12 protein-coding genes and 1 pseudogene are annotated in these 14,719 nt (G+C 45.4%); 1 reads left to right on the forward strand and 12 read right to left on the reverse strand.

The window, feature by feature from the left end:
- Positions 1–5 precede the first annotated feature (5 nt).
- Positions 6–359: a regulatory domain protein gene (locus J7M13_00835; GenBank protein ID MCD6362539.1), complete on the forward strand. Its 354-nt coding sequence runs from the start codon at positions 6–8 to the stop codon at positions 357–359.
- On the opposite strand, the pseudogene J7M13_00840 reads toward J7M13_00835, so the two are convergent.
- The 12 genes and pseudogenes from J7M13_00840 to J7M13_00895 form a co-directional block, all read right to left on the reverse strand.
- Positions 356–1,797: pseudogene (locus J7M13_00840) on the reverse strand (TrkH family potassium uptake protein). The gene J7M13_00835 and the pseudogene J7M13_00840 overlap by 4 nt on opposite strands.
- A gap of 2 nt (positions 1,798–1,799) precedes the next feature.
- The gene (gene trkA / locus J7M13_00845) at positions 1,800–3,158 is read right to left on the reverse strand and encodes a Trk system potassium transporter TrkA (protein ID MCD6362540.1); all 1,359 of its coding nucleotides are present in this window, start codon (positions 3,156–3,158) and stop codon (positions 1,800–1,802) included.
- Positions 3,159–3,161: 3 nt separating this feature from the next.
- Positions 3,162–4,475 carry a phosphoglucosamine mutase gene (gene glmM, locus J7M13_00850; GenBank protein ID MCD6362541.1) on the reverse strand — a complete coding sequence of 438 codons (1,314 nt, stop codon included), beginning with the start codon at positions 4,473–4,475 and terminating at the stop codon, positions 3,162–3,164.
- On the reverse strand, positions 4,476–5,687 hold the full coding sequence (locus tag J7M13_00855) for a hypothetical protein (protein MCD6362542.1): 1,212 nt from the start codon (positions 5,685–5,687) through the stop codon (positions 4,476–4,478). It abuts the gene before it with no gap.
- Positions 5,680–6,477 carry a diadenylate cyclase CdaA gene (cdaA, locus tag J7M13_00860; protein MCD6362543.1) on the reverse strand — a complete coding sequence of 266 codons (798 nt, stop codon included), beginning with the start codon at positions 6,475–6,477 and terminating at the stop codon, positions 5,680–5,682. The genes J7M13_00855 and cdaA overlap by 8 nt, the downstream gene beginning before the upstream one ends.
- Entirely contained in the window at positions 6,467–7,942 is a 1,476-nt protein-coding gene (locus J7M13_00865; protein ID MCD6362544.1) for a tetratricopeptide repeat protein, read from the reverse strand. The genes cdaA and J7M13_00865 overlap by 11 nt, the downstream gene beginning before the upstream one ends.
- Positions 7,917–8,342, reverse strand: coding sequence for a hypothetical protein (locus tag J7M13_00870; GenBank protein MCD6362545.1), 426 nt, complete (start codon positions 8,340–8,342; stop codon positions 7,917–7,919). Before J7M13_00870 ends, J7M13_00865 begins: the two co-directional genes overlap by 26 nt.
- A complete protein-coding gene (locus tag J7M13_00875) occupies positions 8,320–9,930 on the reverse strand; it encodes a Na+/H+ antiporter NhaC family protein (GenBank protein MCD6362546.1) in 1,611 nt (536 codons plus the stop codon). Before J7M13_00875 ends, J7M13_00870 begins: the two co-directional genes overlap by 23 nt.
- 46 nt (positions 9,931–9,976) lie before the next feature.
- Entirely contained in the window at positions 9,977–11,047 is a 1,071-nt protein-coding gene (locus tag J7M13_00880; protein ID MCD6362547.1) for an alanine/ornithine racemase family PLP-dependent enzyme, read from the reverse strand.
- Between the two features lie 2 nt (positions 11,048–11,049).
- Positions 11,050–11,985 (reverse strand): ornithine carbamoyltransferase, encoded by a 936-nt coding sequence (gene argF / locus J7M13_00885; GenBank protein ID MCD6362548.1) that lies wholly within the window; start codon positions 11,983–11,985, stop codon positions 11,050–11,052.
- A gap of 17 nt (positions 11,986–12,002) precedes the next feature.
- Positions 12,003–13,211: a 2,3-bisphosphoglycerate-independent phosphoglycerate mutase gene (locus J7M13_00890; protein ID MCD6362549.1), complete on the reverse strand. Its 1,209-nt coding sequence runs from the start codon at positions 13,209–13,211 to the stop codon at positions 12,003–12,005.
- Positions 13,212–13,241: 30 nt separating this feature from the next.
- Positions 13,242–14,719: elongation factor G (locus J7M13_00895; protein MCD6362550.1), on the reverse strand; the 1,478-nt coding region annotated here is incomplete at its 5' end.

Raw genomic sequence — 14,719 nt, forward strand, 5'->3', positions numbered from 1 at the left:
AAAACATGGTAGAGATACTAAAGCCCAAAGAGGAAGATTATGACAATTTGGCTCTTGAAACGTTTGCCATGGTAATAAAGGAGCTCGGAGGTCCCAAGAAAATGATCCAATATAGGCAACTAACCTGGCTTCCAAGCTTGATGGAAGCATGCTATGCCATAGTCCTTAGCGAAAAGGGCAAGAAAACCGCAGATGAGATAGCAAAAATTCTCGGTATAACTAAGGAAACCGTAAGACGAATCCTTTCAGCTGATCCAGAAGCAGTTAAGAAGAAAATAGAGGGCGAAGAGCGAGATATAAGTGTGCACACCGCGGGAGGGCTGGCAAAGCTCGCTTGGGGAAAAATCAAGAAATCCTAACGCTTATAAGTTTCAGGCAAAAAGATTAAAAGTATGGCGTAAAGCTCAAGTCTACCTGCAGCCATGCAAAAGCTCAAAATCCACTTAGCAAAAGAAGTGTGAAAGGCATAGTTTTCAGCAGGACCTACTTTCCCCAAACCAGGGCCTATATTTCCAAGGGTAGCAGCAACAGAAGCTATTGAGGTTACTATATCCTCGCCTAAAGCAGTTATAATCAAGGAAGCAACGACGAATATAACCATGTAAATCATAAAGAAGTTTACTACGGAGCTTATCACGCTTTGAGAAAGGCTTCTACCATTAAGCTTGATCGATATCACAGCTCTGGATGAATCAACCTATAAAGTTCCCTTTTAAATACTTTAAGAAGTACCATTATCCTAACATGCTTTATCGCTCCACCAGTTGAACCAGCACATCCACCTATAAACATTAAAACCAGAAGAAAATACCTGGCAAACGGATGCCACCAAGAGTAGTCAGCAGTAACATACCCAGTAGTAGTTAGTATGGATATCACCTGGAAAGACGCATACCTTAACGACGAGAAGATGGTTTTATAGTTCCCGCTTATATACAAGCAAACCGTAACGAGGAGTATACCTATAAGGATGAAGCCAGCATAGAACTTAAACTCGTCATCCTTAAAGAAGCACTTCCAATCCCCTTTAAGAGCACGATAATGAAGAGAAAAATTAGCTCCGGCTATAAACATGAATACCATTATCACAACCTCAAAATAAAGGTTATGATATTGACCAATGCTTTTGTTCAACGGGGAAAATCCTCCCGTTGCAACCGTTCCGAAGGTATGGCAGAGGGATTCATAAAAGCTCATTCCACCCATATAAAGCAAAATGGTTTCTGCCGCAGAAACGAGGAAATAAACTCCCCACAAAAGCTTAGCGGTTTCTCTCATCCTGGGCTTTAGCTTTTCGGGAACGGGACCTGGAACCTCAGCCTTGAATAGCTGCATTCCTCCTACCCCAAGAGCAGGAAGAATAGCAAGCGAGAGGACTATTATCCCCATACCACCAAGCCAGTGCGTAAAATCTCTCCAGAATAGTAATCCCTTAGGAACAGCCTCTATATCTGTTAGGACGCTCGCTCCCGTAGTGGTAAACCCGGACATTGCCTCAAAGAAGCAATCAACATACTTAGGAAAGACTCCTCCAAAATAATAGGGAAGCCCTCCAAGCGCCGCAGCTCCAAGCCATCCAAAAGCAACTATGCCAAACCCTTCCTTAGGAGTAAACTCCACTCCCTTCTCTCCAAGAAGAGCGAGAAGGGCTCCCAGAGCGATAGAGAAAGCCATAGCCTCGAGCAGGGGAAAAGGATCCTCTTTAAAGTAAAGTGCCCATCCAAGCGAAAAGACCATCGATATGCCCAGAAAGATAAAAAGCCACCCTAATGGATATATAACAGCCCTTAAGCGCAAAGCTAAGATGCGCTCCTTTCAGTGAACCAGCTTTGAGCCTCCTTTAAAGCATCACCAACGAGAAAGACCACAGCCTCATCTCCCTCACGGAGTGTGGTATCGCCCCGGGGTATTATAACCTTATCGTCTCGGACTATAGCGCCTACCAAAAAGCCCTTAGGAAGCGGGAGATCACTGAGTTTACCCTCGGTTATCTTTGCCCCTCTGCCCACCTTAAAGTCAACGACACGAGCATCAGCTCCTTCGATCAGAGCCATAGAGATGACCTCCTCACGCCATACATACTTGAGTATGGTGCTTGCGGTAGCCAAGCGGGGATTAACTATGGCATCTATTTTTTCAAGATAATCAACGAGCTTAACGTAATCTGGCTTTCTAACCAGAGCGATTCCTTTCTTAGCACCTTGACTTTTAGCAAGCAGAACCGAGAGAAGATTAATCTCATCATTCTGGGTTAGTGAAGCGAAACCATCCACTTCAGAAACCCCTTCCCTACTAAGTAGGGAAAGATCTGTTCCATCTCCCTGTATGATCCAGCTTGATGAGAGGCTATCAGCAAGTTCATTACACCTCTCGAGGTTCTTGCTTATAACCTTAACATTGGGAACCCCTGATTCCTCGAGCTTCTTTGCGACCCAGTATGTAACCCCCCCTCCTCCAATCAGCATGACCTTCCTGAGCTTTTCCCTCTTAGCGCCAAGATAATTAGCGAGCTTAAGGAGATCTTCTCTCTTCCCCACAGCGAAGACCTTATCACCGGGTTTTATAACATCCTCACCATGAGGTATGAGAATATCCCTATCGCGCAATATGCTAACGATTAGAAACGATCCTTCTATCTCACGAGATAGCTCTATCAAACTTTTATCTATAGCGGGAGCGGTTTCCACGACTTTAAGGCCATAGACCACAACTCTACCCGAGGCGAACTCCATAACCTGAGTCGCAAGAGGGATTTGAAGAAGGTGAAAGATTTCAGAAGCCACAACCTTCTGTGGATTTATTAGCAGATCTATCCCTATTTTTTGGGCCACTATTCCAGCTGGCTCATCATACTCGAGAGTTTGAACCCTCGCCATAACCTTCCTAACGCCAAACTGCTTAGCTATTAAACATGCAACGATATTAGTCTCATCACTATTCGTAACCGCTATCAGAATATCTGCCTCTCTGACACCTGCCTCTTCCAAAACCGATATATGGGATCCACTTCCCTCAACCAGGAGAACATCAAGTCTCTCACGGATAGAAAAAATTTTCCTCTCATCTCTCTCTATAAGAACGACATCGTGCCCCTCCGAGGAAAGAACCTTAGCTAAATTAAAACCAACCTCACCCGCTCCTACGATAATAACCCTCATTTCTTAAGCCTCTCCCTCATCAGCACGCTTTACAATTTGAGCAAGTCTCACACCCACAGTCTCAACGAGCATAGGATCCTTACCCTCCACCATTATTCTAATCAAAGGCTCCGTTCCGGAAGGCCTCAAGACTATCCTAAGACTCTTTCTCCAGCTCTCTGAAATCCTCTGAAGCTCCTCCTTCACGAGCATTGAGGAGCATACCTTTCCCTTATCTCTGACCTTAACATTCCATACCCTTTGAGGATATCTCGGAAAACTATCTATATAGTGCTCCAAAGATTCTCCAAAGCTCAAAACCTTAAGAGCAGTAACTAACCCATCTCCCGTGTAAACTTCAGGTCTAAATATAACATGACCTGAAGGTTCCCCTCCTATTGGCAGATCTCTCTTTTTCATTTCCTCATAAACCCATCTATCCCCAACGGGAACCCTAATGAAGCCTATTTTCATCGAAGCCAAGACCTCTTCCAATCCGAGGTTGCTCATAACCGTTCCAACAACGGCTTTTGGTCTGAGCTTAGAAGCAGATAAATACAATATTACGTCCCCATCGGCAATATTACCCCGTGAATCCGATATTAAAACCCTATCGCCATCGCCATCGAATGAAAAACCAATGTAAGCTTCTTCCCTAATAACAGCCGAAACGAGCTCACCGGGAGATGTAGCTCCCACACCTGCATTTATATTTATACCATCCGGTTCACATCCAACCTTTATAACACTCGCACCAAGTTCTTCAAAGATCAATGGCGCTATCTCATATAGAGCGCCATTAGCAGCGTCCACTACCACCTTAAGTCCTTCCAAACTTATTCCCTCCGCTATTTTTCTAAGAAACGGAATATAGTATTCCTTAGGATCAATCCTATCAAGCTTACCCAGGTAAAATCCCGTGGGCAAGCTGCGTCTTTCACCGAGAACTTCTTCTATATGGCTTTCTGCATCGGGGGTGAGCTTCTCCCCCAGGAAATTAAAGAATTTAACCCCGTTATATTCATAAGGGTTATGTGAAGCCGAAACCACTGCGCCACCATCAACTTTAAGCTCCCTAACAAGAAGAGAAACCCCTGGAGTCGAAATGACTCCAGCTTCTACAACGTTACACCCAGCAGAGAGAAGTCCCGATACTAAAGCAGATACGAGAGCAAAACCGCTTAATCTCGTATCCCTGCCCACAACGACGACTGGGCGTTCCTTACTTTCCTTGAGGAAAAATCCAAAAGCCTCCCCCAGCCTGAGCACCATTTCCGGTTTCATATTGCCCGTGTTAGCTATATCCCTAACGCCATCAGTTCCGAAAAGCCCTCCCATTTACTTCCCCTCCTTGACCGTGAAAACTTTAACGCTTGTTGGTTTAACGGAAACTATCTCTACACCGGGAGGCAGGGAAATCTCCACGGGAAGCAGAGCTTCCTTCCTCTGGAGATTCGAAACATCAACTGAGACAAATATATCTTTAGCTTTGAGAGCTCTTATCTTAGTATACTTCCCTTTAACCCTAACCTTAACTTGACGAGGAGAAACCCTCCATTTCAAGAAAACGCTGCTTCCAACGACCTTAACTGGTACTAAATACTCTCTCTCTATGATCCTCTCCCTAAGCTCCACTATGACCTTAACCCTCGAATTCTCCAAAAACTTAAGACTTTTATCAGGAGAAGAAAGCCTAACCTCAAAGGTAGACGTGCCTTCAAGTGCAGAAATATCTATGGGGGGAGTAGAAACCTCGTTTATCCTTTCGAGAACCGAGGAGGGCCCCATTATGGTTATGTGCGAGGGGATAACCTCGATAGAACCTATCTCATAGGCTTTTTTAGGCTTCCCCTCAATATTAACCTTTATCCTTACTATCTTCGTGGGCCATCCAGGCTTTAAAGAAACGAGAACCTTCACCCGCGATGGTAGAACTGAAAGCTCAGCGAGCTCACCCTCCGAAAGCCCCGCAAGCCTCACTTTGGAAAAGGTCTCAAAGCTCTCTGATGCTCCACTAAGGTCAACGGTTATGAAAGCGTATGAAACCTTATCGATCAGATCCTTGGGACCCCTTAAAAGAACGCTTTTCGGTATTATCTTTAGCTCATCGAGAAGAAAACCTTCCTCTGGACTTCCTATAGTTGAAGCCCTTACTGGGATCTCTTTCTCAACCAGCTTCCTTATGGAAACGACTATATAGGGTGGTTTTATCCTAACAACCTGAACGCCCGATGGAACGAGGGTTTGAACCTGAAGTCTATAAACTCCAGGCTTCAAGCCACTAAGATCAACGAAGGTTTCTACATCCCTGGGAGTTATCTCACCTATAAGATTCTTACTACCCTTAAGACTAACCTCAACGCTATTAACCTCATGCTCAATAAGAACTTTCTCAGGTGGATTTTTTATCTTTACGGGCACCTCGAGAATTCTCTCAACAGCGCGGGATCCCCCAAGCCATACTGCATAATACCAGAACGCTATGGAAAGAAACAAAGATATAATTGCCATAACTATCCTGCTTTCGAATATTCTCTCAAGGCTACCCAATCTTCTCCCCCCTAAACCAGGTTAAAAAACTCTTCCAAAAACCTTCGCTCCTTTTGGCAAAATAATATCTCTCAAGGATCCTTCTTATGGCTTCATCGCTCAGGTTCCTAACGAGGCGTCCATTCACTGCCAAAGATACCTCTCCTCTCTCCTCTGAAATCACTATAACCCACGCATCAGTGAGTTCCGTAACTCCTATAGCAGCCCTATGGCGCGTTCCTAATCGCCTATCCAAAACTCTATCAGAAAGGGGAAGAAAACAACTTGCAGCTATTACCCTGTCTCCCTTTATTATAACCGCACCATCATGTAAAGGACTTTTTGGATTAAAGATCGAGAGGATAAGCTCAGCCGAAAGCTCCGCATCTATCTTCACGCCTCTTTCCCATATGTCCTTTAGACTGCTTCTGCGTTCAAATACAAGTATCGCTCCTATCTTACTCTCTTTAAGGGATATAATAGCGACGAAAAGCTCGCTTACAGAATGCACTCCTCTTTCAGAAAAACCGCTTCGGCTACCCCAGAACCCCCCACCAAGCTCCTCAAGAGCCCTCCTAAGCTCAGGTTGAAAGATAATCGGAATTACTATAAACGACAAGCTTATCACTTTTTCAAGCAGATAGCTTATAGCGTGAAGTCCAAGGGCTTTCGCTATACCGTTCAGGAGAAATATAAAAAGCAATCCCTTAACGAGCTGAAAAGCCCTCGTTCCTCTCAAGAAAAGTAAAACTCTATATATCAGATAGGCTATAATCAATATGTCAACTACATCCTGCCATCTAAGAAACATCGCCTCTATCCCTTCCCCCAAGCTTCTCAACAGCTTCTAAGGCCTCAGCATCTTCCGGGAAAACTTTTAATACCTTCCTCCACTCCAACAGTGCCTCCTCAATCATTCCTCTTTTCATATATCCCCTCGCAAGAAGTCTGTGAGCCTCAACATGTTCCGGCCTAAACTTCGGTTCAGATATCGCTGAGGAAGTTCTGGATAGCTTACTTAAAGCCTCGAGGGATTCCTTATCGCCGGGTTTAAGCTCGAGAACGTTTTTCCAGCACGCTTCAGCATCCCCAAATCTGCCCTGCCTCTGATAGAGCTTTGCAAGCTGTTTCAGAAGATCAACATTTTGAGGATCTTTATGGGAAAGATCCTCGAGTATCGCAACCGCTCTACCGGCATTTCCCGTTCTTATATAAGAAAGTGATAGTAAAAGCAAAAACTCTTTATCCTCAAACCCCTCCTTCAAAGCCTCCTCTAAGGTGGACACCGCCTTGCTGAAGCGTTCGATGAAAATATAGCTTTTACTCAAGAGGTAATATAGCTCTCTCGTTTTATATCCCATTTCCCTCGCTCTCTCAAGGCTTTCCCCTGCCTCCCTATATTCTTCCTTTCTATAATGGTATTTGCCAATCAAAAAGTAAAGCTCTCCCGTCTCGAAACCAAGCTTTTTAGCCTTATTAGCTTCCTCAAGAACCATATCCCAAGCGTTCTCTTCAGCATAGGCTTTAGCCATTCTGAGATGTAGATCTCCTCTCTCAGGGAGAAATTCAACTGCTTTTCTCCACGCCATCAAAGCTTTTACCCAAAGCCCCTTACCAGCATAGGCATCTCCTAAAAAGACATATGCATCTACATCCTGAGGATTAAGCCTTATAACTTCCTTCCAAGACTCCACGGCACGGGAATAATACCCTTTATCAAGATAGAGTAAGCCAAGATTAACCCGTGCACCAAGATGATCGGGATTTATTCTGATCGCTTCCTCAAGCTTCTCTATCGCTTCATCTATAAGTCCCTGCTTTAGAAGCACCACCGCGAGATCGTTATAAGCATCTGAATTGCGCGGGCTGATCTCTATAACTCTTCTATAACAAGATATGGCCTCTTCAGTATTTCCCATCTCGTCATAAAGATAGCCAAGATTCCACCAAGCTCTATCAAAATCAGGCTTAAGCTCAACTGCCTTTTTAAGCTCTCGCATTGCCTCAGTTCTTCTGTTAAGAGCTATCAGTATCTCTCCCAAAAGATTCCTCGCTTCCACGAAATATGGATCCACGAAGACTGCCTTCTCCGCTTCCTTTTTAGCTTCCTCAATATTACCAAGCTTTAAAAGCACAAGCCCCATCTTATACCTATACTCGCTGTTTTGCGGCTCGAGTCTGACAAGCTTCCTCCCCACCGAAGCCGCTTTAGCCCAATCCCCCGCATTAAGGGCTTCCTGAAACTCACGCTTAAGCTCTTCGGTTCCCTCCGCCACGCTCTTTCCCCTCCGAAAGAATAGACTCCAAAATTCGAGCTTCCCAAGGCGTTAGATATAGCCTCCTCCCCTTGTGCCCCCACCAGAGCTCGAAAACCTCCATTCCTTTCCTCTTATCCTGATATCTCTCCACTCTCGTAAGCTCTGAGAAGGGAAGAAACTCCGTGAGCTTGATGAAAGCAAAATACCTTTTTATAACAAGCATGCCCTTTTCCCCTATCTCGAATTCCGTCCAGCTACCACTAACCAAAAGAAAAAGAACACCAACTATTACTGCAAGAGGGCTTGCTATACGCAAGCCCTCTACTATTCCCATGGCACCGATGAGAGCCATGGCTATAGCCACCACGCGGTTATACCGGCGTGGTGGCTTAACCTTAAGATATGGTGAGCTCCTCATCAGGTTTAAAGTCAACCCCAAGCGTCTTAAAGTCCGTGGGTTTACCGATAAGCCTAACTATAACGAAGAGCACAAGCCATATAATAAGAAGGCTGAGTCCGGGATTCCAGCCATAACCAGCAGGAATGTATCCAAATACGGCAGCGACAACCGCCGCTGTAACAGCGTAAGGTATCTGAGTATTAACGTGATCCATGTGATCACACGCTGAAGCCATGGAGGACATTATCGTCGTATCTGAAATCGGTGAGCAGTGATCTCCGAAAACCGCACCGGTGAAGACCGCGCCTATCGTGGCTATCATCGGGGCATGAAGAGCGTGAGCGAGTGGTATGGCAAGGGGCATAAGAATACCGGAAGTTCCCCATGAAGTTCCAGTAGCGAACGAAACGAAAACGGCAACTATGAACACTACAAGGGGGACATAATGAGGTGAAAGTATATTCTTGGTAACCCCTATGATATAATCAGCGGTTTTCATATCATCACAAACGCCCTTTATAGCCCATGCAAGCGTTAATATCATCATGGCAATAACCAAGCTTTTTGCACCATCAACCCAGGCTTCAAAAGCCTCAGAAAGCGTAAGAATACGTTGGAACAATACTAGAAGTATGGCAACAGCAGATGACGCAAATGAAGCCCATATCAGGACTATGGATGAATCAGCATCCCCTATAGCCTCTCGTATACCCGCGAGAGTGAAGGGCTTTTCCGGACCTCCGCCGTTATACCACAACCCAACGAATGTCACAATTATCATGGTAAGAATCGGTATCCAAGCGTTCATAGCTCTTAAAGGCTTGCCTTCAGGAATGGTAAGCTTAGTTAACTCAGAAGAAGCCAAAGGTCTTGCCCCATCTCTCAAAACCTTACCCGTGGTTCTCGCTCTAACCTCAGCATGATACATAGGCCCATAGTCCCTCAGAAGCAGAGCGATGATAAGTACGAGAACTACTGCAGCCAAGGAGTAAAATCTGTAAGGAATGCTCTGCAAGAAAACGAGATAAATGTTCTGCTTAATATGAAGCTTCTCAAACGCCTTCTGAATTAAGCCCATCTCGTATCCTATCCATGTGGATATTATCGCCCAGCTTGCAACCGGCGCTGCAGTTGAATCAACTATGTAAGAAAGCTTCTCTCTGGAAACTCTCAAGCTATCCGTAAGGGGCCTCATGGTGTTACCGACGATAAGAGTATTGGCATAATCATCAAAGAATATAATGAGACCCAACAACCAGGAGAAAAACTGCGCTCCCCTCGGAGTCTTTGCCCTCTTAGCCAGCCCCCTCGCTATAGCCAGTGAGCCACCGCTTCTGCTTACCACTCCCACCATTCCTGCGAGAGCCATTGAGAAAATTATAACCGCCATATCCCAAGTATCTCCATCTTTGGGAACCAGCGCCCTCAGAACGTAGTGATCGAAAACGGATAGGAATCCGCTCCAAGGATTCCAATGAGCCAAGATCGTCGCGCCTACCCATATCCCCATAAAGAGGGAAAACAGGACTTCCCTCGTTAGAAAACAGAGAACGATGGCGAGGATCGGTGGCACGAGGGACAAGGCACCAAAAGCATGCCCTTCCATACGCTAACACCCCCTATGCTTTTAAGAAGTTAAGCCCCTGATATCCTCAGGGGCTTATAAAAGCCTTCTTAACATATGGAGATGAGGAAGCAAGCATCATCGCTCCGTAACCTAACCCAAATGGAACTATGTCTCCCACCTTAAGCGGGGAAACAGCATCAGTTACGTCAAGAATAGTATGATCGCTTGATCCCCCTAAAACCTCCACTCCGTCTATCAGGGGAAAGAGCATGTTCACCATAACGTCATGCTTACCGAGGGCTACTATAGCTCGCTTCCGTAACCCCTTATCCACAAACTCGGGCTTTCTCCCAAAACCATCCACTCCTCTTTTCCCTATAGGAACGGAAGGTTTTACCTTTAGCTCTATTATCTCCGCCTTGAGAACAAAGGTATCCTGACGCAAATACGGTATTACTCTCCCTCTTGATGTATCCTTACCGAGGAGAATAGCCTCACCTATTCTCAGCTGATTAACTCCATCCGGAATTTCATTATCCTCAACAAGAGGAAGTGTTACCGATCCTCCCATCGAAACCACGGGAATATCAAAACCTGTGTATTCTCTCGCGAAGCGAGCATAATCCACGAGAGCACTTGCAACTTCTGGCGTCGGGATTACTCCACCAAAGCACCCCAAGTTGGTACCTAACCCCCATAGCTCTATATACTTAAGATCTCTAATAGTATCCAGATAGGAAATAAGATTTGAGGGCCATATCCCCTCCCTCAAATCACCCATATCTACCATTAATATTATCCTATATCTCTTTCCAGTCTTCTCAGCTTCCCAATTTATAGCCTTTATAGTGCTTATTTCGCTTACCAAGCATATATCTGCAAGTTCGACCAGCTCTTTGATCTCCGAAAGCATGGGAATCCTTATCAGCATGATGGGACATTTTATCCCCGCGTTCCTCAGCTTTCTTACATTATCAATTCTCGCATCAGCGAGGATCCTAACACCACCATCAAGCATAGCCTTAGCTACTTCGGGAAAGGCGGTACATCCCTTAACTACACCAACTACATCTATTCCACGTCTGCCACATAAATCTATCAGCTTTTCAGCATTTTCCCTAATCCTCTCAAGGTATATTTCCAAGAGTGGATACATCTTCAAACCACTAAAGCTAATATCGCCTTATGAGCGTGCAACCTGTTTTCCGCCTCATCAAATACGACAGAATGTGGCCCATCTATAACGTCATCAGTTATTTCCTCACCTCTGTGAGCCGGCAAGCAGTGCATCACTATAACATCGTCTTTAGCGAGAGAGAGAAGGTTCGAATCCACCTTGTAAGGCTCAAATATCTCTAATCTCTTTTCTCTCTCCGCTTCTTGCCCCATGCTTGTCCATACATCTGTGTATATTACATCCGCTCCTCTAACTCCCTCTTTAGGATCTTTTACCACCTCTATCTTAGAACCGCTTCTTCTGGCAAATTCTTTCGCTTTTTCAAGAACCTCACTATCAGGATGATACCCCTCAGGAGCACATATCGTTATATCCATTCCCACTATCGTAGCTCCATATAAAAGAGAGTGAGCCATATTATTGGCTCCATCCCCAACGAAGACAAGCTTTACCCCCTCAAACTTGCCCTTCTTTTCCCATATAGTCAGAAGATCCGCTAAGACCTGCGTTGGATGATACTTATCTGAAAGCCCATTTATCACCGGAACAGAGGAATATTTTGCCAGCTCCTCAACCGTGGAATGAGCATACACTCTCGCCATAATACAGTCAACATATCTCGATAAAACCCTTGCGGTATCCGCTATCGTTTCTCCTCTTCCGAGCTGAAGATCATTTCTGCTCAAATAAAGCGCATGGCCTCCAAGCTGAACCATGGCAACCTCAAAGGAAACCCTCGTCCTCGTTGAAGGCTTCTCAAATATCATCCCCAAGGATTTTCCCTTAAGCAAAGGCGGGAACTCTCCTCTTTTAGCCTTGAGCTTAAGATCCTTAGCCGTTTCAAGAAGGGTCTCAAGCTCTTCTCTCGTGAAATCCGCAAGCGTAAGGAAATGCCTTCCTTTAAGATCACAAACCATTTTCATCAGTCCCCCTTTCACGCCCCATATTTCTTTAACCTCAAGGCGTTAGCCAAAACCAGCGCCATAAGATCCACGCCATATATAATGCCCAAGCTTCCCTTAAGACATTCTCTTTCTCCGAACGAAGCTATCCTGCTTGGTCTAACGTACGGAGACCAGAGAAGAACGGGTACCGGATGCCAGCTGTGAGACTTAAGCAAGGAGGGGGTAGAATGATCTCCGGTTATAACGAGAACATCCGGCTTAGCTTCAAGCAAGATCGGGAGTGCCCTATCGACCTTCTCTATCACCTCTACCTTCTTCTCAAAGTTCCCATCTTCCCCGTAAGAGTCGCTTTTCTTTATATGTATGTAGAAGAAATCATATTTTTCTCTATTTTCTTTAACCACCTCAAAAGCGTGCTCCGGATCGGGCCCCGATTCCAAAGGCTCCATACCAACGAGCTGAGCCACTCCTCTGTACATAGGATAGTGAGCGATAGCAACGCACTTCAAGCCATAAAGCTCCTCCATCGTGGGTATATCAGGCGGAAGTGAAAATCCCCGAAGAAGAACGGTATTAGCCGGCTCTTCTCCCTTTAAAACCTCGGTAGCCATTTCTATAAACTTGTTAACAACGTTTTGAGCCCTCTCTGCTTCCGGCGAGAGAGCTTTAGCCTTCTGAGGAGGCAAGCCATTCTTCTGTGGGTCTGCATCAGTAAGCTTGTCCGAGAGCCCCTTTCCCCTGAATACCGCAACAAATCTATGTTCCATACCTGGGTAAAGATAAACCGAAACGCCGTCTATTTCCTTTATCCCCTGAGAAAGCTTGGCTGTAAGCTTCCTGTTAAGCTCGGTAGGTATCCTACCTGCACGCCTGTCAACTATAACGCCATCTTTAAGCGTAGCGTAATTTCCCCTACAGGTTAAATCCCCCTTTTTCACATCTGCTCCAACTCCAAGAGCCTCAAGAATTCCTCTACCTATGTCGTATCTTATGGGATCATACCCGAATAGAGCGAGATGCCCTGCTCCGCTACCTGGCGTAATACCCGGCATAACCGGATAATGAAGTCCACAAGCAGACTTATAGGCAAGCTCATCCATATTTGGCGTTGAAGCTGCTTCAAGCTCCGTTTCATCTCTATTCATGGGAACGCCGCCAAGCCCATCTATCACGAGAAAGAATATCTTCGTTTCCATATCCCTTACAATCAGCTCTCTTAAAAGCTCCTCTCTCTTCAAGCTCGTCACCCCCAAAAGATATTTTTCAAGTTATCTTCTCTCCTCCTCCTGCTCTCTTTGAGCTTCCTCGATTATCCTCTTTGCTATATCGGGTGGAACTTCCTCATAGTGGGAAAACTTCATCCTAAAGGTGCCTCTGCCCGAAGTTATGGAACGCAGGGTTATGGCATATCTGGACATCTCCGCCATAGGTACAAGAGCCTTAACAACCTGAAGCCTCCCCTTAGCCTCTATTCCAAGAATCCTCCCCCTCCTGCTATTAAGGTCTCCCATAACATCTCCGAGATACTCCTCTGGAACGGTAACTTCAACCTCCATTATGGGCTCTAAAAGAACAGGATTAGCTTCCGCTATACCCTTCTTAAAGGAAAGAGAAGCCGCTATTTTAAAAGCCATTTCGGATGAGTCTACCTCGTGATACTTCCCATCGTATAGCGTAGCCTTAAAATCTACCGTTGGATAACCAGCTAAAACTCCCTTCTGCATTGCCTCACGGAGTCCCTTCTCAACCGCCGGGATGTATTGCTTTGGCACAACCCCTCCAACGATCCTATCAGCAAACTCAAAGCCGCTTCCTCTGGGCAAAGGCTCATACTCTATCCAAACCCAACCATACTGCCCACGTCCACCGCTTTGCTTCACATATTTACCCTCGGCTTTGGATCTTCCCTTTATAGTCTCCCTGTAGGGTATCTTTGGCATTCTTACATTCAAGTCAACATTATACCTGCTTTTCATTCTCTCTATAGCAACCTCAAGGTGAATATCACCCATACCCGCAATAATCGTATCTCCAGTCTCGGTATTCTTATAAGCCTTAAATGTAGGATCAGCTTCCATGAGCCTCTGAAGGGCATTGCTCAAGCGATCCTCATCCCCCTTCGTCTTTGGCTCTATAGCAAGCGAGTAAACCGGATCAGGGAACTCAACAGCCGGAAAGACAATAGGAGAATCTTTAGCACATAAAGTATCCCCAAAACCACTAACCTTTGGCTTGGCTATAACAACGATATCACCTGCAATTGCTTTATCAGCCTTGGTGAGAGATTTACCCATAGGATAGGATAAATTGCTCAACCTCTCCTCATCCCCCTTGGAAGAATTCAAAACGGTTGCATCTGCTGAAGCCTCCCCCGACCAAACTCTAAGATAGACGAGCTTCCCAACGTATGGATCCAATGCAACCTTAAAAGCCCAAGCGGAAAAGGGCTCGGAGATATCGGGCTTTCTTTCCAGTTCTTCACCGGTTTCGGGATGCTTACCTTTAACAGGGGGTCTGTCCGTAGGAGAAGGAAGGAGATCCACGATATAATCCATCAGCTGCTTTACGCCTATATTCTCAGAAGCTGATCCAGGCAAAACGGGAATGAGCTCCCCGCTTATAACCGCTTTTCTCATCGCTTTTATAATCTCATCGGGAGGTATTTCCTCACCGTTAAGATACCTTTCCATGAGTTCCTCATCCGTCTCCACTATCTTCTCTATGAGCTTTTCTCTCGCCTCTGCAA

It is taken from the genome of Synergistota bacterium (assembly GCA_021159885.1).
Classification (GTDB): domain Bacteria; phylum Synergistota; class GBS-1; order GBS-1; family GBS-1; genus AUK310.

Coding starts and splice junctions, on each gene's coding strand:
- glmM (MCD6362541.1), bottom strand. CDS start 4,475: ATGGGAGGGCTTTTCGGAACTGATGGCGTTAGGGATATAGCTAACACG.
- J7M13_00875 (MCD6362546.1), bottom strand. CDS start 9,930: ATGGAAGGGCATGCTTTTGGTGCCTTGTCCCTCGTGCCACCGATCCTC.
- cdaA (MCD6362543.1), bottom strand. CDS start 6,477: ATGTTTCTTAGATGGCAGGATGTAGTTGACATATTGATTATAGCCTAT.
- argF (MCD6362548.1), bottom strand. CDS start 11,985: ATGGTTTGTGATCTTAAAGGAAGGCATTTCCTTACGCTTGCGGATTTC.
- J7M13_00880 (MCD6362547.1), bottom strand. CDS start 11,047: ATGTATCCACTCTTGGAAATATACCTTGAGAGGATTAGGGAAAATGCT.
- J7M13_00870 (MCD6362545.1), bottom strand. CDS start 8,342: ATGAGGAGCTCACCATATCTTAAGGTTAAGCCACCACGCCGGTATAAC.
- J7M13_00835 (MCD6362539.1), top strand. CDS start 6: ATGGTAGAGATACTAAAGCCCAAAGAGGAAGATTATGACAATTTGGCT.
- trkA (MCD6362540.1), bottom strand. CDS start 3,158: ATGAGGGTTATTATCGTAGGAGCGGGTGAGGTTGGTTTTAATTTAGCT.